The organism is Acinetobacter sp. 161(2023), assembly GCF_037027805.1.
Taxonomy (GTDB): Bacteria; Pseudomonadota; Gammaproteobacteria; order Pseudomonadales; family Moraxellaceae; genus Acinetobacter.
The window spans coordinates 166,746-189,782 of the sequence record NZ_JAZEYD010000004.1 but is presented as its reverse complement, the minus strand read 5'-3'; the positions used below and the strand labels follow the sequence as shown (position 1 = coordinate 189,782).

General features: G+C 37.9%; 19 protein-coding genes and 1 pseudogene. 11 read left to right on the top strand and 9 right to left on the bottom strand.

All coding sequences use genetic code 11. The features are described from left to right. The first annotated feature begins 52 nt into the window (after window positions 1-52). The 5 genes from WA249_RS05280 to murI all read left to right on the top strand — a co-directional run bounded on the left by WA249_RS05280 (window position 53) and on the right by murI (window position 6,632). Window positions 53-1,465 carry an amino acid permease gene (locus tag WA249_RS05280; protein ID WP_336166816.1) on the top strand — a complete coding sequence of 471 codons (1,413 nt, stop codon included), beginning with the start codon at window positions 53-55 and terminating at the stop codon, window positions 1,463-1,465. Window positions 1,466-1,516: 51 nt separating this feature from the next. Then, window positions 1,517-2,722, top strand: a complete 1,206-nt coding sequence (gene hutI, locus WA249_RS05275; protein WP_336166814.1) for an imidazolonepropionase — start codon at window positions 1,517-1,519, stop codon at window positions 2,720-2,722. Window positions 2,723-2,732: 10 nt separating this feature from the next. After that, window positions 2,733-3,653: a formimidoylglutamase gene (hutG, locus tag WA249_RS05270; protein WP_336166812.1), complete on the top strand. Its 921-nt coding sequence runs from the start codon at window positions 2,733-2,735 to the stop codon at window positions 3,651-3,653. Window positions 3,654-3,905: 252 nt separating this feature from the next. Beyond that, window positions 3,906-5,732, top strand: a complete 1,827-nt coding sequence (locus tag WA249_RS05265) for a DUF885 domain-containing protein (protein ID WP_336166810.1) — start codon at window positions 3,906-3,908, stop codon at window positions 5,730-5,732. Window positions 5,733-5,831: 99 nt separating this feature from the next. Then, complete coding sequence (gene murI, locus WA249_RS05260) at window positions 5,832-6,632, top strand: glutamate racemase (protein WP_336166808.1); 801 nt, start codon at window positions 5,832-5,834, stop codon at window positions 6,630-6,632. Window positions 6,633-6,693: 61 nt separating this feature from the next. Here the strand turns inward: murI and WA249_RS05255 are convergent, their stop codons facing one another. After that, window positions 6,694-7,908, bottom strand: coding sequence for a hypothetical protein (locus tag WA249_RS05255; RefSeq protein WP_336166806.1), 1,215 nt, complete (start codon window positions 7,906-7,908; stop codon window positions 6,694-6,696). 1,003 nt (window positions 7,909-8,911) lie between these two features. On the opposite strand from WA249_RS05255, the pseudogene WA249_RS05250 reads away from it, so the two are divergent. The 6 genes and pseudogenes from WA249_RS05250 (at window position 8,912) to WA249_RS05225 (ending at window position 14,472) form a co-directional block, all read left to right on the top strand. After that, a pseudogene (locus WA249_RS05250) lies at window positions 8,912-9,206 on the top strand (hypothetical protein). 165 nt (window positions 9,207-9,371) lie between these two features. Continuing rightward, window positions 9,372-9,641, top strand: coding sequence for a hypothetical protein (locus WA249_RS05245; RefSeq protein WP_336166804.1), 270 nt, complete (start codon window positions 9,372-9,374; stop codon window positions 9,639-9,641). Between the two features lie 98 nt (window positions 9,642-9,739). Continuing rightward, a complete protein-coding gene (locus WA249_RS05240; protein ID WP_336166801.1) occupies window positions 9,740-10,381 on the top strand; it encodes an HIT family protein in 642 nt (213 codons plus the stop codon). A gap of 34 nt (window positions 10,382-10,415) precedes the next feature. Further along, window positions 10,416-11,033 (top strand): hypothetical protein, encoded by a 618-nt coding sequence (locus WA249_RS05235; protein WP_336166799.1) that lies wholly within the window; start codon window positions 10,416-10,418, stop codon window positions 11,031-11,033. Beyond that, window positions 11,011-13,593: a nucleoside triphosphate pyrophosphohydrolase gene (locus WA249_RS05230; protein ID WP_336166797.1), complete on the top strand. Its 2,583-nt coding sequence runs from the start codon at window positions 11,011-11,013 to the stop codon at window positions 13,591-13,593. The genes WA249_RS05235 and WA249_RS05230 overlap by 23 nt, the downstream gene beginning before the upstream one ends. Before the next feature lie 21 nt (window positions 13,594-13,614). Beyond that, the gene (locus tag WA249_RS05225; protein ID WP_336166795.1) at window positions 13,615-14,472 is read left to right on the top strand and encodes a DNA adenine methylase; all 858 of its coding nucleotides are present in this window, start codon (window positions 13,615-13,617) and stop codon (window positions 14,470-14,472) included. A 263-nt stretch (window positions 14,473-14,735) separates the two neighbouring features. Here WA249_RS05225 and glmS read toward each other — a convergent pair whose 3' ends face one another. From glmS to WA249_RS05185, 8 genes are all read right to left on the bottom strand, one after another. Continuing rightward, window positions 14,736-16,574, bottom strand: a complete 1,839-nt coding sequence (gene glmS, locus WA249_RS05220; protein WP_336166793.1) for a glutamine--fructose-6-phosphate transaminase (isomerizing) — start codon at window positions 16,572-16,574, stop codon at window positions 14,736-14,738. A 12-nt stretch (window positions 16,575-16,586) separates the two neighbouring features. Continuing rightward, window positions 16,587-17,951, bottom strand: coding sequence for a bifunctional UDP-N-acetylglucosamine diphosphorylase/glucosamine-1-phosphate N-acetyltransferase GlmU (gene glmU / locus WA249_RS05215; RefSeq protein ID WP_336166791.1), 1,365 nt, complete (start codon window positions 17,949-17,951; stop codon window positions 16,587-16,589). A gap of 8 nt (window positions 17,952-17,959) precedes the next feature. After that, complete coding sequence (locus WA249_RS05210) at window positions 17,960-18,493, bottom strand: phosphatidylglycerophosphatase A family protein (RefSeq protein ID WP_336166789.1); 534 nt, start codon at window positions 18,491-18,493, stop codon at window positions 17,960-17,962. Continuing rightward, the gene (gene thiL, locus WA249_RS05205) at window positions 18,471-19,388 is read right to left on the bottom strand and encodes a thiamine-phosphate kinase (protein WP_336166787.1); all 918 of its coding nucleotides are present in this window, start codon (window positions 19,386-19,388) and stop codon (window positions 18,471-18,473) included. The genes WA249_RS05210 and thiL overlap by 23 nt, the downstream gene beginning before the upstream one ends. A 16-nt stretch (window positions 19,389-19,404) precedes the next feature. Further along, window positions 19,405-19,854, bottom strand: a complete 450-nt coding sequence (nusB, locus tag WA249_RS05200; RefSeq protein WP_336166785.1) for a transcription antitermination factor NusB — start codon at window positions 19,852-19,854, stop codon at window positions 19,405-19,407. A gap of 3 nt (window positions 19,855-19,857) precedes the next feature. Further along, window positions 19,858-20,328 carry a 6,7-dimethyl-8-ribityllumazine synthase gene (ribH, locus tag WA249_RS05195; protein WP_002119264.1) on the bottom strand — a complete coding sequence of 157 codons (471 nt, stop codon included), beginning with the start codon at window positions 20,326-20,328 and terminating at the stop codon, window positions 19,858-19,860. Between the two features lie 11 nt (window positions 20,329-20,339). Beyond that, window positions 20,340-21,461, bottom strand: coding sequence for a bifunctional 3,4-dihydroxy-2-butanone-4-phosphate synthase/GTP cyclohydrolase II (gene ribBA, locus WA249_RS05190; protein ID WP_016139809.1), 1,122 nt, complete (start codon window positions 21,459-21,461; stop codon window positions 20,340-20,342). A 240-nt stretch (window positions 21,462-21,701) separates the two neighbouring features. Further along, entirely contained in the window at window positions 21,702-23,009 is a 1,308-nt protein-coding gene (locus WA249_RS05185; RefSeq protein WP_336166781.1) for a hypothetical protein, read from the bottom strand. Window positions 23,010-23,037 lie beyond the last annotated feature (28 nt).

The window sequence follows — 23,037 nt, the reverse complement described above, 5'->3', positions numbered from 1 at the left end:
TCACATGGAGTGGCCGAATCCAACTAAATATCCTCAAGGATTGGAGATTATAATGTCACAAGACTCTACATTACAGCGGGGGCTAAACACCCGCCACATTCGTTTCTTGGCATTGGGCTCAGCAATTGGAACTGGGCTTTTCTATGGTTCGGCTACTGCCATTAAAATGGCGGGGCCTTCAGTATTATTGGCGTATATCGTTGCAGGGATTGCAATTTATATTGTTATGCGCGCACTGGGTGAAATGGCTGTCCATAACCCAGTATCCGGTTCATTTAGCCACTACGCATCACAATACATTAGTCCTTTGGCAGGTTTTACGACTGGGTGGACTTATGTTTTTGAAATGGTGATTGTAGCGATTGCCGATGTCACCGCTTTTGGTATTTATATGGGGTTCTGGTATCCCGATGTACCACGGTGGATCTGGATTTTATCTCTCATTATGTTCTTGGGCGCCATTAACCTGATTCACGTTAAAGTCTTTGGTGAACTCGAATTCTGGCTTTCCATCATCAAGGTGAGTGCCATTGTTGCCATGATTGTGGGCGGAATAGGCTTAATGTTCTATGGCTTCCATGCTGACCATAGCAATGTCGTTCCGGGACTTCAAAACTTATGGATTTATGATGGCTTTATGCCGCATGGTATTGCAGGCTTAGTTGCATGTTTATCGGTGGTTGTATTTGCTTTCGGTGGTATCGAAATTATTGGTTTAACTGCTGGCGAATCACAAGACCCGAAAACCACTTTGCCAAAAGCAATTAATGCTGTTCCAGTACGTATTTTACTTTTCTATGTACTGACCATTTTTGTTTTGATGTCGATTTTTCCATGGAACCAGATTGGTAGCCAAGGAAGCCCATTTGTACAAATTTTTGAAAATTTAGGTATCAAATCTGCTGCAAATATTCTAAATGTTGTGGTGGTGACTGCTGCGATTTCGGCAATTAATAGTGATGTTTTTGGCGCTGGCCGTATGTTGTACGGTATGGCAAACCGTGGTCAAGCACCTCGAATCTTCCAAAAATTATCACGTAATGGTGTGCCATGGATGACTGTCGTTGTTATGGCTGGCGTGCTATTGATTGGCGTAGTGCTGAACTACCTGATTCCTGAAAATGTATTCATGATCATTGCATCAATTGCGACTTTTGCAACGGTTTGGGTATGGCTCATGATTTTGCTTTCGCAAGTTGCGATGCGCCGTAAATTATCTACTGCTGAAATTAAGGCACTTGATTTCCCTGTATGGGGTTGGCCATATGCACCTGCGTTCGCGATTGGTTTTATGGTGTTTATTTTAGCCATGATGGGTTATTTCCCTGATTCACGTCCTGCAATTTATGTAGGGATAACATGGCTTGCTCTTTTAACTATTGCTTATCGCATATGGGTAAAACCACAGCAAAACTTGGGAAAGGAAAGTAATCCTATCCAGCAAAATGTTGAGATAGAAAGCTAACAAATGAACTGCCCAATGGTTTAACTATTGGGCAGTTTTGAGGAAAGGCTCATGAAAAAACTTTGGCAAAATTGCCACATTGCGACCATGCAAAATGGGCAATACTCTTACATTGAAGATGCTGCAATTGTCACAGAAGGGCATCTCATTCAGTGGATTGGAAAACAACAACAACTTCCTACCGACACATATTCCGAAACAGTTGATTTAAATGGAGCTTGGGTTACCCCAGGGTTCATCGACTGTCATACGCATAGTGTATTTGGTGGCAACCGTAGTGTTGAGTTTGAAAAACGCTTGCAAGGTGTGAGCTATGCTGAAATTGCAGCAAGCGGTGGTGGCATTGCCAGCACAGTGTGTGCAACGCGTGAAGCAAGCGAAGAACAATTATTAAATTCGGCGCTTAAGCGCATTCGTTGTATGCAGCAAGACGGCGTAACGACCATCGAGATTAAGTCTGGTTACGGACTCAATTACGAAAATGAACGCAAGATGCTGCGTGTAATCCGTCAAATTGGTGAAGCTTTACCAATGACGGTCAAAAGCACATGTTTGGCTGCTCATGCTTTACCGCCAGAGTACAAAGATCAAAGCGATGCTTATATTGAGCATATCTGTACAGAAATGTTGCCTAAACTGCATGCTGAAGGTTTAGTCGATGCAGTAGATGCGTTCTGTGAGCATTTAGCCTTTTCACCTGCTCAGGTTGAACGTGTTTTTAAAACGGCACAATCATTGGGTTTACCCGTTAAGCTTCATGCTGAACAGCTCTCATCGCTAGGTGGCTCAAGCTTGGCAGCACGTTATCATGCTTTGTCAGCCGACCATTTAGAGTACATGACCGAAGATGATGTTAAAGCCATGGCAGAGTCGGGCACGGTTGCTGTGTTATTGCCGGGTGCCTTTTATCTATTGCGTGAAACACAATATCCACCTGTTGAAAGTCTGATTAAACATGGTGTGCGTATTGCGTTATCGAGTGATTTAAACCCGGGCACATCTCCAGCACTTTCTGTACGTTTAATGCTGAATATGGGCAGTACGCTCTTCCGTTTAACGCCTGAACAAGCTTTAGCGGGTGTCACCATTCATGCTGCACAAGCGCTCGGTTTAGAGCAAACACACGGTAGTTTGGAGCAGGGTAAAGTCGCTGACTTTGTGGCTTGGGATATTGAGCATCCATCTGAAATTGTTTACTGGCTTGGTGGCGATTTGCCTAAGCGAGTAATTCAGCATGGACAAGAAGTTATTTTTTAAACGGTGTCACATGAATCACACATTTAAATGGCAAGGTCGCCATGATGGCGAGGGTGAAGCACACCAACGTATTCACCATATTATGAATAAAACCCAACATGCCGAATTTGCGCTGATTGGTTTTAGCTCTGATGAAGGTGTGAAACGTAACAAAGGTCGAGTCGGTGCTGCTGATGCGCCAGATGCAATCCGTAATCAGCTTGCCAATTTACCTATTCATCGTCCAGTCAGTATTATCGATTTGGGTACAGTGACCTGCGAATATGACAATTTAGAGCAAGCCCAAACTGAGTTGGCTGAGCAAGTCGCAACTAGCCTACAAAATGGTTTAAAACCGATTGTATTGGGCGGTGGACATGAAGTCGCATTTGGTAGCTTTAGTGGTCTATTCCAATATGTACAAGCGCACGCGCCAGATAAAAAAATAGGCATTATTAATTTTGATGCCCATTTTGATTTGCGTGAAGCAGAGCATGCCACCTCTGGAACACCTTTTTTACAAGCAGCAAGGCTTTCAGAACAGCATCAAAAACAATTTAATTATTTATGTATTGGGGTCGCCAACCATGCCAATACTAAAGTTTTGTTTGATACAGCTGATGCGCTAAATTGTTCATATTTACGCGATCATGAGGTTAATATTTTTAACCTACCAAAAGTGCTCGCGGCGGTTGACGCTTTTATTGAAAAAGTAGACTGTTTGTACGTTACGATTGATTTAGATGTCTTCGCGGCTGCGGTTGCACCGGGGGTCAGTGCACCAGCTGTCAAAGGAATTGATTTAGCCACTTTTGAAGCAATTTTTAAGCATATTCAAGAGACTGGAAAAATTAAACTTTTAGATATTGCTGAGTGCAATCCAAAATTTGATTTAGACAATAGAACAGCAAAACTGGCTGCATATATTGTTTATCAATATTTGTTTTCTTAAGAAACAATTTTTAATGTAGAAATTCAAAAGTGCACTGAGATCGCTCATGTGCACTTTTTTAAGTTTCTGAACCATTAAAGTCAGCTACGGAATATAGATAGCAACTATAAATAATTTAATTAAAAAGAAAATTAATTTATAAAATCATTGAGTTAAAAAAATACTCGATTTTTACACTATTTTATATGCTGCTTGGCACGTAAATTGTTTTGTCTATATTTTAAACTTCGTTAAATATGTCTGGATAATTAAATGAAAAACAGAACTTTACAGTTGGCTTGTATCAGTGTTTTATTTTGGATGTCTCATTCTTCTTATGCTGCAAGCCCCGAAATAAATACAAATACCATCGAAAAATCACAATCTAAACAAAACAGGGGTGTCTCTGTTCGGGTGAAAGCTTTAAACCAGCTTTTACAAGAGCAATGGGAATACACTTTAAAAAATAATCCTGAAACTGCAACGGGTTTAGGAGATTTACGTTACAACGATCGATGGACCGAGGTTTCAAAAAATCAGATCGATAAAGATAGAAAAACTACTCAAAATTTTTTAAAACGTTTTGAAGCGATTGATAGCACAGGATTTTCAGCAACTGATCAATTAAATAAAGAATTAATGATTTATCAGTTGAAAGAGACACTTAAAAATTATGATTTGAAACTCTATGAGATGCCTTTCAATCAAATGTGGGGGCTACATTTACAATTTCCGGGATTTATTAGTTCGATTCCATTTAATAATGCGAAGCAATATCAAGACTATATTGCTCGTTTAAAACAAATTCCTCTTATTCTTGATCAAGGGATTCAGTTAGCAAAACAAGGACAAAAAGATGGTTTAATGCCACCGAAATATTTAATTGAAAAGGTAGCAAAGCAGATTAATAGTATTGCAACGCCAGCAGGGAAGGACAGTGTTTTTGCTTCGCCATTAAAGCAATTTCCAAATAATATTCCGAAAGCAGAACAAGAGCGTTTAAGCCGTGAAATACTACAGGCCATAGATCAGAGTGTACGGCCTGCTTATCAAAAACTCGGTACGTTTATTCAGAAAGATTACTTACCCTATGGACGACAGCATGAGGGTATATGGAGTTTGCCAAAAGGTGATGAGCTTTATCGCTATTATGTAGAAAACAATACGACCACCTCTGAAAGCCCTGAAAATATTCATCAGCTCGGATTAAAAGAAGTTGCTCGTATTGAAGCGGAAATGCTGAAAATTGCCAAAGCACAAGGTTTTAATGACTTAAAAAGTTTCCAGCAATCTTTAAAAACAAATCCAGCTGTTTTCCCAAAATCTCGTGAAGAAATTTTAGAGATTTATCGCGGGTATATTGCCCAAATGCAACCAGAGTTGCCGAAGCTATTTGGTTTATTGCCCAAAAATAAAGTCGAAGTTTTACCTGTAGAGCAATATCGAGAAAAAGAAGCGGCAGGAGCGGAGTATCACCAAGGCACGCCTGATGGTTCACGCCCCGGACAAGTATATGTGAATACAGGCGACTTCTCTGAACGTTCCAAAATATCCATGGAAGCGACTGCTTACCATGAGGCAATTCCCGGCCACCATATGCAGATTGATATTGCTCAAAACCTGCCTAATTTGCCGATGTTCCGTAAGCAACCCAATCACACCGCCTACATTGAAGGATGGGCACTTTACGCAGAGCAGTTGGGTAAAGACGTTGGTTTTTATAAAGACCCGCTTTCAGACTATGGAAGACTATCGAGTGAGTTGTTCCGTGCTTGTCGGTTAGTGGTTGATACTGGCGTACATTATAAAAAATGGACACGTCAGCAAATGATTGATTTTATGAGAGAACATTCTGCTTTAGATGAACCTGATATTCAGGCAGAGACAGACCGCTATATTGCTATTCCTGCCCAAGCCTTGGCATACAAAATGGGACAACTGAAAATTTTAGAGCTACGGGAGTTAGCGAAACATGAGCTTGGAGACCGTTTTGATATCAAAGCGTTCCACGACATGGTTTTAAATGCAGGAACTTTGCCTTTAAATATATTGGATGCCCGTATTAAAAATTGGATTAAGGAACAAAAAGCGGCAGCCTAAAATAAAATTTGAAATTTAGGTCAGGTCCTCGTTGGGCCTGATTTAAAAACAGAATATAATAATAAAAAGTATATTTTCGAAATTGAAATTGGAAAAATAATGAACCAGAAGAATAACCCGATTGGAATGATTGATTCTGGTTTAGGCGGGCTGTCTCTCTTTAAGCATATTCGGCAGGCTCTTCCGAATGAAGATATTATCTATTTTGCAGACTCGAAATATGTCCCGTATGGCGACAGGGAAAGCGACTGGATTGTTTCAAGAACTACTCATTTAATCTCAAATCTTATAAATGACGGGAAGTGCAAAGCGATTGTGGTTGCTTGTAACACCATGACGGCTGTAGCGATTGAAACGATTAGAGCACAAATTAGTGTGCCGCTTATTGCCATAGAACCAGCGGTAAAACCTGCTGTAGCAATGACCATGAGCAAGCATATTGCTGTCTTGGCAACCGCAACGACGGTTAAGGGCAAAAACTTAAAAAGTTTAATTGAAACGTATGCGCAAAATATTAAAGTGTCTTTGGTGCCGTGTATTGGTTTAGCCGAAAAAATTGAAACGGGTAAAGCGCATACAGCGGAAGTTAAGGATTATTTAAAAAATATTTTGGCGCCGTTGGTCGAACAAAAAGTCGATACGATTATTTTAGGATGCACACACTATCCGTTTGTCTCAGATACGATTCAGGAAATTGTAGGCCGTGATATCCAAATTATTGAGCCTTCGGAAGCGGTAACAGCGCAATTAATTCGGCAGCTCAATCAATATAAGTTAAGTTCTGAAAGTCCAAATGAGGGGAATCATATTATTTGGACCAGTTCAGACCCGTTGGAAGTTGCGGATGTTAGTTTTTCTTTGTTAGGTAAGCATTTACTAGTAAAAGATATCGCAATATAAATTTTATAAGGATGGTAAGAGAGCTTTCTCTTACCATCTTATTTTCTAGCTCAAATTAAGCTTATTTAAATTCCCAACGTTGTCTTGGATCATCAGATCGTTGACTAATACCTACAGATGAACCCCAAGTATTTGTCAGTACCGCATCTGGTTGGCCTTCTACAAAGATATAACCATCTTCAAATGCCCACTTAGTTTGGTACTGGCGACCCGCACCTTGCAAGAAAACATCGCCACTGTGCCAATTCACTGGTTTTAATTCTTTACCATTGGTACTGTTTAACGCTGTTTGCAGTTGTTCAAAAGACTCATTTGATTTTAAGCTTGTCTGTAAAATCTTTTTGACCGTATCCATATTTTTTTCATTCGTATGTAAATCTAGCGTTTTTCTAAGCTCTAGAAGGACTTTTACGGCTTCTTTTTTGAGGTCTTGAGTATTTTCATATTCTTTATAAACTTTTTCATAAAGCGTCTCAATGCTCTCTTTCTTCATATTTTTTAGTAGAGCATCGATATTGTCATGGCGTAAATGCAATCGGAACTCTGACCTTGTAGTCCAATCTTTTTGATCCAAGACATCTAATTGCACAGCGGCAAGAATGATCTTATAGATTTGTTCATTTTGCTGAGCGAAAGGATTTTCAGGTAAATCGTTAAGTCCAGGAATTTTTAAAAATAGAAACGAAGATTCAGCATATTTATCGAATTTTTGTTCGATGCGACGAATTGACTCATGAGCCAGTACTGCATTTAAATATTCATTCAGCTTAGTTTCATCGAGCTTGCCAATAAGTTCGGATTTAATATTTTCTTCGCCGTTACTATGAATAAATGTCTCTAATAAACCAACAATATCAAGACAATCACTGGTTTTTAAGTGGGTGAGTGTTTCTTCATCTTGCTTTGGTAAAAGGCTAAGGAAATTTTCTAAATCTTTATCTAATAATTTATATGCAATCGCATCTGTTTCAACACGAGCACCGAGAGCCCAACTAGAACGGATATCTTTAACTTTGTTATAAAGCATATTCACTCTACGACCCCAACTGTCTGCGTGACTGTCAAAATACCAAAGCTCTTCTTCTATATTTTTAACTTTGTCATGTACCGTAAATAGGCGGTCATTTGTATGAGAGTAAGCTAATTTACCCGTTTCACCACGCGCAGTTACTGCATCTTGTAAACCATGGGTCTGACCACCGTACAGACTTGAAATACATGCACCTGTCGCTTTGTTAACGATTCTAAAGTTTCCTTCTGGGAATCCATTAGCCATGATAAGTCACTCCTTATAATTAGAAAGTTTTTGTAGTTGTCGAAATTAATAGTTATCAAGTAAATTTCGAAGCGTGATTTATATCATAATTTTTCACATATAAATCCAACTGTTTTTGTTGGTTTTTGTATATAACATGTTGATTTAATTATATTTATTAGAATGTCTTAATAAAGACCAGAGACTATGCTTTAGAGCTTTATAAATTCAATAAAGCTGTAGAAAAATAAGCACTCGAAAAGACGGTAAGAGGTATCTGTTATCGACTTATGGAGTAGGGGCGTTCTATAAGTTGTTTTTATACTTAAATCGTCTTCATGTTAGATGTATCTATATAAACTGTTAAATTAGAATTAACGATTAATCTATTTTATTAACTAAATATATATAACCAAATTTTATATTTTAAATTTAATTAAAAGTCATAAATATAATAAAAAGGATAATATTATCTAAACATTAATTAAATTATTATATTTAAACTTTTTTATTAAAATAAATTGACGTAATTAAAATCACCGATTATTATCTCGTTGCTGGCCTACATTGCCAGTCGGTTTTAGCAGACCGTACCCTAGCGTGTCGGGTTATACTTTCTCAGTATTTCCCGTGTTGAACCTTTGTGCCCCCTTTTTCTCTATGGTAGGGCGGAAGGGGGACGCGTTCGCGCGTGCTGGTCGCTAGGTCAGTCTGCTAACCCTCTTTCGTTCTACCACCATAAATTAATTCGCGGTAATTTGGTGGTAGGACTCCATTTTTAAGGAGTTGGCTATGCCACTATTCAAACTCATTTTCTCTCTTATTTAATTATTTTATTTATTTAAAATTTGGGTTTTCTATATCCTGATTTTTTAAATTTATAAATTATTTTTATTTTAAAATTTTAATTATTTTATTTTCCTGTATTTGTGGGAGGGTTAATTATTATTTAAAAAAATATTTTAATATTAAGATGAATTGTATTTTTGTTTTATTTAAAGATATAAATAATCATGAGAATAATATGAAACTTCATAAATTAATATTGTTTTTAAACCTTATGGTCGGTGCTTACGGTATTACACATGATGATGCCCATGCTCAGCAGGAATTTAAAAGAATTTGCTTGTCAGGTGAGCACATGCAAGCCAGTTGCGATTGTATTTGCCAACAGCTTGCACAGGTGTATTCATCTCAAACCGTACAGCGTTTAAAACACACCAGTTTGCAAAGTCCTGTTCTCCCACAGGACTTTGCCCCTAACTTGTTCAGCAGCATTCAACGCTGTGACAAAACTAAAATGGGCTAAGTTCGCTTAGCTCCTTTATCTCTGTGTCGCAATGATCTCTCAAACTTTAAATCAGCGCAAAAGTAAAAGTCCGTTGTGACATAGGGTCCTAGGGGAGTTTTCTACTATCAAACTGGTTTTTCTTTCATAGCAAAGCAATGCACAATTGCTTGCCTCGACATAAGGAGCACAACTCATGCCCTCACTTATCGGATTCATCGGCAGCGGCACTATCGGAGCTAATCTTGCATGCTTGGCAGTTTCGCTGGCTATTAAGTGCTGTTCAGCAACAGTTGCGGGCCGAAATTGGCCGATCTTGTCACGGAACTTACTTCAAAAGCCATCCGTACCGGTCGAGTTAGGAGAAGGGAATCGAACTTTAGAAAAAATTTATGAAATAGTTAATATTCTAAATGTTTGTGATGGCTTCCTTAGCACTTTGATTCTGAAATTTTATACAACATAAAAAGCTTAAGAGAGATATTGTATAATGTAGAGTAAAAATTTATTATTTCTACATAGTTTAAGTTAAAACTAGGGTCATAACTTATAGAGAGCCAAAAAATGAAACCTCATGAGTGCAAATTTTGCAATATTGCAAGCTCAGATCATGAGCTCCTGAATGACATAGATCGACCGATTTATGAGGATGACTCATTTTATGCGATTTGTTCAATTGGTGGTTTTATTTCTGGGTGGACACTTATTTTTCCTAAACAGCATATATATAATTTATCAGAATATTATTGTGAATCTTATTTCATTGATTTTGTAGAAATTGTTAAAAAAAATATTGAAAGAGAATATGGTAAATGTGTAGTGTTTGAGCATGGTTCACTTTTAGAAGGATTAACTTCATGTGGAGTAAATCATGCGCATTTACATATAGTTCCTTTTGAAGATAGTCTCGAGAAATTAGTACAGGATGACGAAAATTTTCTTTGGGAAAAGGCAGACGAAAATGATTTGTGCAATATAGGAAAAAACTCAGAGTATTTATTTTGTTCAGATTCTTTTTCAAAGCAAAATAGAACTGGTCTACTTACAAAATTGCCTAATCCCCAATCTCAATATTTTAGAAAAATTTTAGCAAATTTTTATGGGATTGCAGATTCTTATAGTTATAAAACACATGCGTTTGAAGAGCAGTCACTTCATACATATAAGCGATCTAAGAATGTTTTTTGTAATGTTGTGAATGACTGAGCCCGAAAGCACATTTATGTAGGGGCAATTAGAAATGTCTGAGCAAGATACAGAAAATGCTGTTGAAGAGGGTAGAAGAGATGGCCTCCCTGTATGGAATAGTGCAGACCCAACTGATGGCAGAGTAAGACATCAATATAGAAGCGAGTATCCTGTCTGGATTAGAGTTCAAATTGGTCTTGAATCAATTTACCTTTTGATTCTGCTGATTTATTCATTTTGCGGAATAATTTGGATACTTGACTATAATTTTGTGCTTCTCCCTTTTTCACTAACTTTTGATACACTATCCACTCCATTACAACAGTTATTAGCCTTCGCTATAGCTGGTTTAATTGGTGGGGCAATGTTTGGGCTGAAGTATTTATACCATGTAGTGGGAAGAGGTTGGTGGCATCAAGATAGACGTATCTGGCGACTTTTTTCTCCATGGTTATCAGCCGCTTTAGCTGCTATTTTAGGAATTTTATTCGAGAGTGGTATAGTTGGTTTAGCAATTGCAACCAAGGAAGGGCAGACTAATCCATTTGTAACATTTCTTGGAATTGGATTTATTACAGGATATTTTGCAGATACGGCATTAGCTAAGCTGCAAGAATTAGCGAAAGTTATTTTTGGAGCTTCAGGTAATGGTGGAGAGAAGAAATATTAATCAGGAAGGCAAAACTGAATTCTCCCCTTTACGGCCAATTAATATTGTTGATAAAACTGGATTAAAAGAATTAAGTATTGATGAAATTACATCACAGAGCATTGGTTTAAAAGCATTTGGATTATCATCTATTCCTCATTTGTGGGTTCCAGATTTTTTTGTAATTACAAATGAGAACTTAGAGTATTATTTAAAGAAACGAGATAAATTTGAATCAATTCTCTCTACGATCGGGTTTTTGAATCAAAACTTATATATAAGATCAAGCGCGGTTGATGAGTCAATAGAGCTGAGAGGTACTTATCAATCGTTTGAAACAAATACAGAAAAATTATTTGAAACTATCGATCAAATATTAGCATACGTCCGTACAGTTAATACTAAAATACATTGGGTTATACAAAAATCAGTCAAAACAAAAGCTAAAGGTCATCTCTCCAATGAAAGACGAATTGGCAAGGATTTGAGAGATTTTGCGCTCGAAACTGAATTACAATCTGGTCAGCTTAGTAAAAATAAAGCAGTTAGACCTTGGCGAGATGGAACATTAGGAGAGCTCTCACCGTTAGTTTGTACCAGTCCTCTTGCTATTGATAAACATATTAAACCTGTAATGTTATGGGCTCATAAGAATAAATTAAGACTGCATTTTGAGTGGGTATGGGATGGGGAAAGTATCTGGCTAGTTCAAGCAGACTTATGCAATAAAGAAAAAGGAGAAATTCCTGAGAATCTTTTAAATAATACTAGTAATAATGATATTGCATCCTATAATGATTTAAATATATTTAGACAAGCAATTGAAAAAGACTATCATTCTTTTAATAAATTAAATAATGCTAGAATTTATAAAAATGATCTAGGGTTTGATATTGGTGATTTTTATATCCTTGATAACATTCATGAAATTAAAAGCCTTATTAATGGGAACCCATCTCAGAAAATAGAAGAGGATATTAAAAAACTTTTAAAATTAGGCCCTTTAGTAATTAGAACAGATGTTCTTAACCGTGAGCAACATATGCTTGCTAGAAGTGATGAGTTAAGAGATGTTACATCCGTTTTTAATTGGTTCCAAAATACTTTAAAACAAGATTATTTAGATATAGTTAATAATATAGAAGACTATATTTTTATTTCTCATAATTTTATACCAGCAATTGCTTCAGCTTGGAGTTTCGCGGAACCAAATAAGCGTAATGTGAGAATAGAGGCATTATGGGGTATTCCTGAAGGTATGTATTGGTTCTCACATGATGTATATGAAGTTGATACACAAAGTCTAAACCTTGATAAGTCAGAAAAACAATTGAAGAACTATAAAGTATCTTCAAGAATTAGGTATAAAGATCGCTTTATTGCCCCTAATGAAGAGGGACGGTGGATTACTTATAAAACAGATGAAAGATGTGATTGGAAAGATACTCTTGGCGATCTAAATATATGCAATGGTATAGCCTTAAATAGTAGGAAACTTTCCAATATTTTAAATGAGCCTGTAAATATAATGTGGTTTATTAAAGCACATAAAAATAATCAGGTTATTGATTATATGCCTTGGTATCATCATAAGTTTGAATTAGATAAAAGAAAAATTAATAAAGTATCCAAATTTAAACAACCAGATCAACATGTCGCGACTATTAATACCTTATCTGACTGGGAAGTTTTAAAATCAAGTGGAAAAGTACTTGATAGAATTATTATATTGCCCCGAGAGGAGCAGATGATAAGAAATGATAGTTTTATTAATCAGTTAGCAGATTATGTTAAAGAAAAAAATATAGTTATAGAATTGCATGGTGGAATATTGTCGCATGCTTTCTATATGTTGCAAGATAGAGGTTGTAAAGTCGAAGTTAATGATTTATTTGGTAAAAAAGAAGATACTTTAGTATTTAAAAAAATTGTAAGGGATAAAATACCTGAGAATATAGAATTTAAAGGTGAAGCAGTTGTCAAAAAAGAAGTCAGGGGTGAATTATTAACAAAAGCGTTAAAAACTAAATTAATTGAAGAAGCTTTTGAGGTTAATGACGCTACCTCAACTACAGAAATTATGGAGGAGCTCGCAGATGTACTTGAAGTTATTGAGGCTTTAAAGACAAATCTGGAAATTTCTGATGCTGAAATCAAGGAAATTCAAGATATTAAAAGACAAGAGAAAGGTGGCTTTGACAAAGGAATAATACTATTAAAAACTAGTTCAGTGGGAAGTCTTACGGTCAATTTGGATGTACATGATACTAATGTTGACTTATTTGCTAGCGAAGAAAGTTTTCTAGCTACAGCTGACGATTTGAAAAATGAGGTAAATGTTCATCAAGATGAGAAGAAGTTTTTAGGAGAGACTGTAAAAATTCTTCAAATTGATTTTCCCATAGACTTTAGTAATGATACAGAAAAAAATACTGTACTAAATCTGCCTGTTCCTGACGGAAATGTAGTTGTTCCAATTAAAGTTCAGTGGAACTTAAGTAGAAATGCGGGCAATATACGAGTTAAAATTGAATTACGTCCACAAAAAGCTCAGGCTGAACAATTGGGTTTCGAGTGGTAAAGGCTTACAGTAGGTTCTAATTTGTTTAATACTCCTTTAAGATATCCTGGTGGTAAAGGTAAAATCACTAATGCAATTAAATTATTGTTGGAAAATAATAATTTAATGGGTGCTAATTACATTGAACCTTATGCTGGTGGTGCTGGAGTTGCAATTAATCTACTTTTAGACCAAACGGTATCAAATATCCATATTAATGATTTAAATTTTCCTGTGTACTCTTTTTGGAAAGTGCTTAAAGATAATCCTGAATATTTATGTAAGAATATTCAGGATACTTTAATTTGCATCGAAGAATGGCATATTCAAAGTGAAATTTTCAAAAATTATAAAAACTATTCTATCGAAGAAGTGGCTTTTGCAACTTTTTTTCTGAATAGAACGAATAGATCTGGAATTTTGCAGGCAGGAGTTATTGGGGGGAAAAATCAGGAAGGAAACTGGAAGCTTGATACAAGGTTTAATAAGAAAAATTTAATCAGAAGAATAGAAAATATTGCTGTTTTTAATAAAAATATTACTGTAACCAATTTAGATGCAAAGGAGTTAATTCCAAATATCTGTACCTCAAAAAATAATTTTGTGTATTTGGATCCACCCTATTATAAAAAAGGTAAAGGTTTATACCAAAATTTTTATGAGCACTCAGATCATGCTGAAATCGCTTATTTAATACAATCTAGTACACTTAAGCACTGGATTGTATCTTATGATAACAATCAGAATATTATTGATTTTTATAAAAAAAATAGAAGTATTATTTATCATTTAAACTATACGGCTCAGAATAAATATAGTGGTTCTGAGGTGATATTTTTTAGTAATGATATGAATATACCTAACAATATGCCATTAAAAATTATTGAAAGTAATTTTTAAAATAAATTATTTAGTTTATTACATCAATTAAATAACTAACTTTGTGATATTTTTTGTTCTTACTACCCATTCTTGGGTGGTTTAGGGTGCTATTTATATGGGTAATTTTCTTAAAAATTATTTTTTCCATTTTTTATTTTTAGGTTTGTTTTATATCAATCCTTTTAATCAAGCAATAAAAAAGCCCGCTATGCAGTTATACATATCGGGCTTAATCAATCAGTTATTAAAGCAGGTGATGCCTTAATAATGATCTTTTTGAATTACTCTACAGTTACTGACTTTGCCAAGTTACGTGGCTGGTCAACGTCTGTACCACGTAATACAGCAACGTGATAAGACAACAACTGAACTGGTACGCTGTAAACAATTGGAGCAAGCCATTCGTTTACTGCTGGAATTTGTACAACGTGTTGACGATCTTTTTCGGCAATACCGCTATTTTCATCAGCGAAAACGAATAATTCACCGCCACGCGCCTGAACTTCTTCCATATTAGACTTAAGCTTATCAAGCATTTCATCATTTGGCGCAAGAATAACGATTGGCATTTCGTTATCAACAAGTGCCAATGGCCCATGTTTTAACTCACCAGCCGCATAGCCTTCTGCGTGAATATATGAAATTTCTTTAAGCTTTAATGCACCTTCCAATGCGATTGGATAGTGTGTGCCACGGCCTAAGAATAAACAGTGTTGTTTTTCAACGAACAATTCTGATAAACGTAAAATTTCATCATCATTTTTAAGCGTATCAAGAATGACTTTCGGGCTGTGCCATAATTCACGAGCAAGCTCTTCAATCATCGCGTTGCTAATACGCTGTTTTACTTGTCCAATTTTTAGAACGAGTAACATGAGCGCAGCAAGCTGAGTCGTAAACGCTTTAGTTGATGCAACACCAATTTCAGGCCCAGCAAGGGTCAATAAGTGGTGATCAGTTTCACGTACCATTGAAGACGTTGCAACGTTACAGATCGTTAAAGTCTGAATGCTGAGCTTGTTTGCTTTGGCACGTTTTTGCGTTTCACGTAATGCAGCTAAAGTATCGGCTGTTTCACCTGATTGAGAAATACAAACATAGAGCGTATTTTCAACAATTACAGGTGTGCGATAACGGAATTCACTCGCAATTTCAACTTGGCATGGCACACCAATCAGTTGTTCAAACCAATATTTGGCGATCATGCCTGAGTGATAGCTTGTACCACACGCAATGATTTGCACGCTTTGAATTTTACTGAAATCTGCATTTGCATCTTGCAAGAAATCTTCACGTAAACTGTTGCCATCAAGTGCTTGAGAAATCGTTTGTTTGATTGCTTCTGGTTGCTCATAAATTTCTTTGAGCATGTAGTGTTTGTATTCACCTTTTGAAGCATTGCTCACTGTTGCGTCAAGCTCTTTCACTGGACGTTCAACAGGTTGACCGTTTACAAATACTTCAATTGAAGTACGTGTAAGACGCGCAATATCGCCTTCTTCTAAATACATAAAGCGGTTAGTCACAGGTAACAGCGCAAGTTGGTCTGAACTAATAAAGTTTTCACCAATACCTACACCAATAACGAGTGGTGAACCTTCACGTACAGTGATTAACTCATCTGGGTAATCGCTATGGATAATACCCAGTGCATATGCACCTTTAAGCTGAGGAACAACAGATTCTACTGCTTCAAGTAAGCTGTCAGTGCTTTTTAGCGCTTCTGCAACTAAGTGAGCGACAACTTCAGTATCTGTTTGAGAGGTAAATACATAACCTAAAGCTTGAAGATCATCTTTAAGCTCTTGATAGTTTTCGATAATACCGTTGTGGACGACTGCCACTTTACCCGACATGTGTGGGTGAGCATTATTTTCAGTTGGTTTACCATGTGTTGCCCAACGTGTATGAGCAATACCAACTACCCCAGTGAGCTGCTGATCAGCAACTGCATCGGCAAGGTTAATGACCTTACCCACACGACGCTCACGTAAAACTTGTTGATTATTCAGTAAAGCAACGCCCGCTGAATCATAACCGCGATATTCAAGACGTTTTAAACCTTCGATTAAAATCTCAGTTACACAACGCTCTGCAACGCCTCCGACGATACCACACATAATTCAATCCTCTTATTTTTCACGCTTTTGGGGACGTTGATAATTTGCTTTAGAAATTTGTTGAGCACGTTCAAAGGAGAGACTTTGTTCAGCCACATCTTTCGTAATCACAGAACCCGCACCGACTGTTGCTCCATTCCCAATAGTCACAGGCGCAACCAGCGAGCTATTAGAACCGATAAAGACTGCATCGCCAATAGTGGTTTTGTGTTTATTTGCACCATCATAATTGCAGGTAATTGTACCTGCCCCAATATTTGAGTCCGCACCGATCTCGGCATCACCTAAGTAGGTGAAGTGATTAGCTTTACTGCCAAGACCGATAGTTGTGTTTTTGACTTCAACGAAGTTACCAATATGGACTTCGTTAGCCAATTTAGCGCCTGGGCGTAAGCGTGCAAATGGGCCAATTTGGGTATTTTCCCCAACAATTGCACCATCAAAAACGCTATACGCTTGGATTTTAGTTCCTGCTGCAATTTTTGTATTTTTCAAAATACAACCAGCACCGATTTCTACAAAGTCACCGATTTCACAGTCACCTTCAATAATGACATTCACATCAATACGAACATCGTGTCCAACTTTTACAGAACCACGTAAATCAAAACGGGCAGGGTCTGCAAAAGTTACACCTTCTTGCATCAACTCTTTTGCTTGCTGTTGTTGAAACTCACGTTCAAGTGCAGCAAGTTGTAAACGGTTATTCACACCTTCAACTTCAAAAGCAAGCTCTGGCTCAACTGAGGCAACTTCTAAACCATCTGCAATTGCCATCGCAACGATGTCAGTTAAATAGTATTCGCCTTGCGCATTGTCATTTGAAAGTTTAGGCAACCATTCATGAAGTTTTGCGTTGCTAACACAGTAAATGCCTGTATTAAATTCTTTAATTTGGCGTTGTTCTTCACTTGCATCTTTATGTTCAATAATGGCTTGTATTTTGCCATCTTGACGCACAATACGACCATAACCTGTTGCATCATCGACAGTGAGCGTAACTAAGCCAATTCCTGTCTGAGTTGATGCATCTAATAATTTTTGTAAAGTAGTTGCACTAATACATGGCACATCGCCTGACAAAATCAGTGAAACTCCTTCTTTAGGAAGTACTGGTAAAGTCATTTTTACTGCATGACCTGTACCTAACTGTTCTGCTTGTTCAACCCATTGAATATTTTCTTGTGCAAACGTCTGTTTTACGTGATCGCCGCCGTGTCCATAAATGGTAATGATGTTTTTTGCTAATAGTTGTTTTGCGGTTTTAATAACATGTCCTAGTAGCGGGCGACCAGCTAAAGGTTGTAATACTTTAGGTAGTTGTGAACGCATTCGCGTTCCTTTGCCTGCAGCAAGGATAATAACGGTAGTTGACATGAGTAAACCTACTTAAATGGCGTTACGCCCCAAAAAGTAATAAATATGATGATACATAGTGCCGCCCAAAGCCCTGCAATAATGTCGTCCAGCATAATTCCGAAGCCACCAGCAACTTTCTGGTCGGCAACACGGATTGGCCAAGGTTTCCAAACATCAAACAGGCGGAATAAGCAAAAACCAATTAGCGCCCATTGTAACGACATTATATTAAAAAATATTAAAGGCAGCAGAGTAATTGATTGCCCTGCAAATTCATCCCAAACAATTCGTCCATCATCATGAACATCAATGATTTTTGCGGTTTGGTCACAAATATAAATTCCCACCAAGGACATGATGAGAATAGCAATTGTACTTAACGTAAAACCGAGAGATACCCAGACAGGGATGAAAAGTAAGGCAAAAGCAGAACCAAAAGTACCGGGTGCTTTAGGTGCGAGACCAGATCCAAAACCAACCCCACAGAAAACGATGCAGCGGTTGAACCAAGACATGTTCTTAAAATGAATCGGCGGCTTATGCAAAGTGTTGGTATCCATGAATTTGCAACGGGTAATCTGAACCCAAATGCTCAAAAGTTAGTTTTGTTTGTTCGACGATCTGTCCAATCATTGTAATCTTAACGTCCAGTTGTTTTTGCAAAAGTTTTTCATAATTTTGCGGTGTTATTGTAAAACATAATTCGTAGTCATCACCACCTGCAAGCGCATATTGCCAACGTTGTTGTTCTTTTAATTGTTGTAATACTGGATCGACAGGTAATTTTTCCAAGAAGAGTCGTGCTCCAACCTTGGATGCTTTTAAAATATGGCCTAAATCTTGGGCTAATCCATCAGAAATATCAATCATACTAGAGGCTAATCCCTTCAACTGTTGTCCAAGCTGACAACGTGGTGTTGGGTAGTCTAGTCGTTGTTGTAAGGGATGACCTAGGTGTTGTAAACCATAAGCTGCATCTCCAACTTGACCGCACACACACACATAGTCACCGACTTTTGCGCCTGAACGTAACACAGCTTGTCCAGTTTCAATCCAGCCCATAGCCGTCACGGTAATGGTGAGATGTGGACCTTGGGTCGTATCTCCACCAATGAGAGCAACACCAAATTGATTACAGCAGTCATGGATACCCTGACTGAATCCTTCAAGCCATTCATGGTCAATGGTAGGTAAGCTTAACGCAAGTAAAATACTATGGGGTTTAGCACCCATAGCAGCAATATCGGAAAGATTTACAGCCACACTTTTCCAACCAATTGCATGGGGAGAGGTATCAAGAGGAAAGTGACGACCAGCAACGAGTGTATCTGCACAGATCACCAATTGTTGATTTTGAGGAGGGGTAACTAAGGCTGAGTCATCTCCAATACCTAAGGTGACATCTGTATAAGATTGTCTGTTAAAGTATTGATCAATAATCGAAAACTCAGCCATATCAACTTCAAACCTATTAGTTTGCTTGTTGTTTTTCAGCACTACGTAGTGTTGAACTTAAACGATCTAAAACGCCATTAATGTATTTATGGCTATCTGCTCCACCAAAGTGTTTGGCGAGTTCAATGGCTTCATCAAGAACTACACGATAAGGTACTTCTAAATGATCACGTAACTCATAAGCACCTAAACGTAAGGTTGCCAGCTCTACACCATCAAGTGCATCAAGTTCACGGTCAAGTACCGGAATGAGTAATGCATCAAGATCGTCGCGCAGTGCAATCACTTGCGTTAATAGTTCGTGATAGTAATTCAAGTCTACCTTGTGCATCGCATTTTCAGCACGGGTACGTGCTTCAATTTCATGTACAGGGTTGTGACTCATTTGCCACTCATAAATACCTTGTACAGCAAAACGACGTGCTTTACGTTTTGCTGCATAAACGGCTTGCAGTGTTTGAGACATGCTTTAAATTGCCTTTAATAAATTAACCATTTCAATTGCAGTTAAAGCAGCTTCGCTACCTTTGTTTCCTGCTTTTGTACCTGAACGTTCGATGGCTTGCTCGATGCTATCAGTAGTTAATACACCATTGATGACAGGCAAGCTGCTTTCTAACGCCACTACACCTAAACCTTTTGCACATTCACCAGCAACGAAGTCAAAGTGTGGTGTGCTACCACGAATAACTGCGCCAAGTGCGATGATTGCATCAAACTGGTTTGATGTAGCTAATTTTTTAGCAACAATCGGGAGTTCCCATGCGCCAGGAGCATGAATAACAGTAATGTTATCTTCATTTACACCATGACGTTTTAATGTGTCGATTGCACCATCCAATAAGTGTTCAACAACAAAACTGTTGAAACGACCCACTAAAATCGCATAACGACCTTCGCTTGCGAGATGTAATAAACCTTCAATACGGCGAATTGCCATAGCAACCTCGATTATTTCGTTGTGATTTGATCAGCAGTGATATATTCCACTACTTCTAAATTAAAGCCAGATAAAGCATTGAAACGTAATGGTGAGCTAAGAAGCTTCATCTTTTCAACACCTAAATCACGCAAAATTTGAGCACCTACACCAATCGTTTGATATTGATGTGAAAGTGCTGCATTGGATTTCACCGGTTTCGGTTTATTTAAATCATCCAGCGCTGGTCCCAAGTCTTGCAAATGATCTTGCCCGATCCAGACTAAAACACCGCGATCACTCGCTGCAATTGTCTGTAGTGCACGGTCTAGATTCCACGCAGGTTCACCATCAGCCTTATTTAGCTTAAGTAAATCGCGAATTGGACTGAAACCATGTACACGTACTGTTGTAACACCTTCTTTTGGCTCGCCTTTGACTAAAGCCAAATGGATGTCTGGGTTACCAATCTCACGATAACGATAGAGTTCAAATGAACCATATTCTGTTTGAATCGTTTTTTGATCCAGACGTTCAACCGTTTGCTCATTGGTCATGCGGTAGTGAATCAAGTCCGCAATTGTACCAATTTTTAAGCCATGCTTCTCGGCAAAAATTTCTAAATCTGCACGGCGTGCCATTGTGCCATCTTCATTGATGATTTCACAAATGACAGAAGCGGGTTCAAGACCTGCTAAGCGTGTTAAATCACAGCCCGCTTCAGTATGACCTGCACGATGTAGAACACCGCCTGGCTGTGCCATTAATGGGAAAATATGGCCCGGTTGTACAATATCACTTGGCTTTGCATGCGCTGCGACAGCAGCTTGAATTGTATGTGCACGCTCTGCTGCTGAAATACCAGTCGTAATACCTTCAGCTGCTTCGATTGATAGTGTAAAGTTTGTACTATGCTGAGCACCGTTTTGGTCAACCATCAACGGAAGGTTTAATTGCTTACAGCGCTCACGGCTTAACGTTAGGCAAACTAGACCACGTGCATGGGTAATCATGAAGTTAATATCTTCAGGACGAACATGCGTTGCTGCAATGACAAGATCACCTTCATTTTCGCGATCTTCGTCATCCATCAAGATAACCATTTTGCCTGCACGAATATCGGCGACAAGATCTTCAACACGACTCAGCGGCATTCGCTTTCACCTTTTTTTGTCGTTAGACAATTTCTATTTAATAAATTTTGCATAGTTTACGCTGTTTAAAGAATTTTGCCTATGATTCTGATTTATCCAACTTTGCAACGAGATAGAATAGATCCAACTTTATTTATACAAATAAATTATAAGTAAATGGAATAATTTAAAATAAAAACAATGAATTTAAATAAAAAAAACCTAGCCAAAAGGCTAGGTTCTGATATGCGCAGTTATTTTTTATGAAGCTGCACTGCTTGGACTATCATTTTGTGGGATTGATTTTTTTCCCATCAAAATTTCAGTTCGGATATTTTGAGCAAGTTCAGCACACTCTGCATTCATGCCATTGATCATAAAGGCATGACGAGTCATGACATTACTTGGGTTTGGCATCGCAACAAGTTGATAGCTGTCTTGAATTTCCTTGAGTTGATCATTCTCAAGATATAAAGCAGATTCTTTCGCATGAAGATGCTGTGCCAAACGTTGAGCAGCTTCTTTCGCGTCAATTTGCATTGCTTCCACAGCATTACACGTTGCACTACGAGTTTGAAGCGCAAAGCGTTTATCTTCGCGATAACGTTTATATAAAACGTCAGAGAGCAACTGGAATACGGTTCCAACCATAAGCAGACACTCTACAGCGTGTGTATGCGAAGTTGAAATCGCAAGTGTAGCGCCGTCAGCATTAAACTCATTTACGACTTCAATGTCCGCTAACTTTAACTGGTAATGTTTCACGCATAACTCAATACTCTTGTTTAAAAAGAGCTGACAGAGTTTAAAGTACGGAACAGATACCGATTGGTTAACACTGCTTAATAACTGTTTAGGGTCATAAAACTGAATATTGAGTGCCAACACATGTTGGTCAGCTGAATCTGCGGTTTTCTCTGGCTGTGGACGAGCCGCGGGTTTACCTTTGGCTTGTTGTTGAGCTTGAGCAACCAACGTTACTGTATTTTGTTTTTCTAGAGCCAATGCCTGAGTTAACTGCTGAATTTCATGTTTTAAGCGGTTTTCTTCGTTAATGCGTGCCAAGTATTCGCTACGGGTCGGACGAGCAATCGCGCGATAGGCAAGCCATAATAAAACATGCAAAAACAGAGAAGCTAAAATTGCCAGCCATTGAGTACGCAGAATTTCACCAATACTTGGCTGAATAAGCGTAATTTCAATAGAGCCCACTTTCTTTTCGTTTTGCAGAGCATCTCGAGCAAAAATCTCACCTTGGCGAGTTTTTGAAATTCCGCTTGTTGCCAGCACTTGTTTATTGGCATCAAGAATGCGAATAGACGCAACGCTTGGATTGGTCGCATAGCGATTGGCAATCAGAGCTAAAGATACCGTATTTGCCGGTTCTAGCTCGGATAAGCTGTCTGCAACGAGCTGACTGGTCATGAGCTGACCTTGACTCGCACGGTTTTCATTGAGCTGGTGTGTCGTTGCAATCACCAATAAAAAGGTATGCAATGCAAAACTAACGATCAGTAGGCTAGCAAATAGCCCTTGTCTAGGCGCAATCAAGTTAAACTTCCAAGGCAATTATATTGAAATTCGATTATGATTCTTA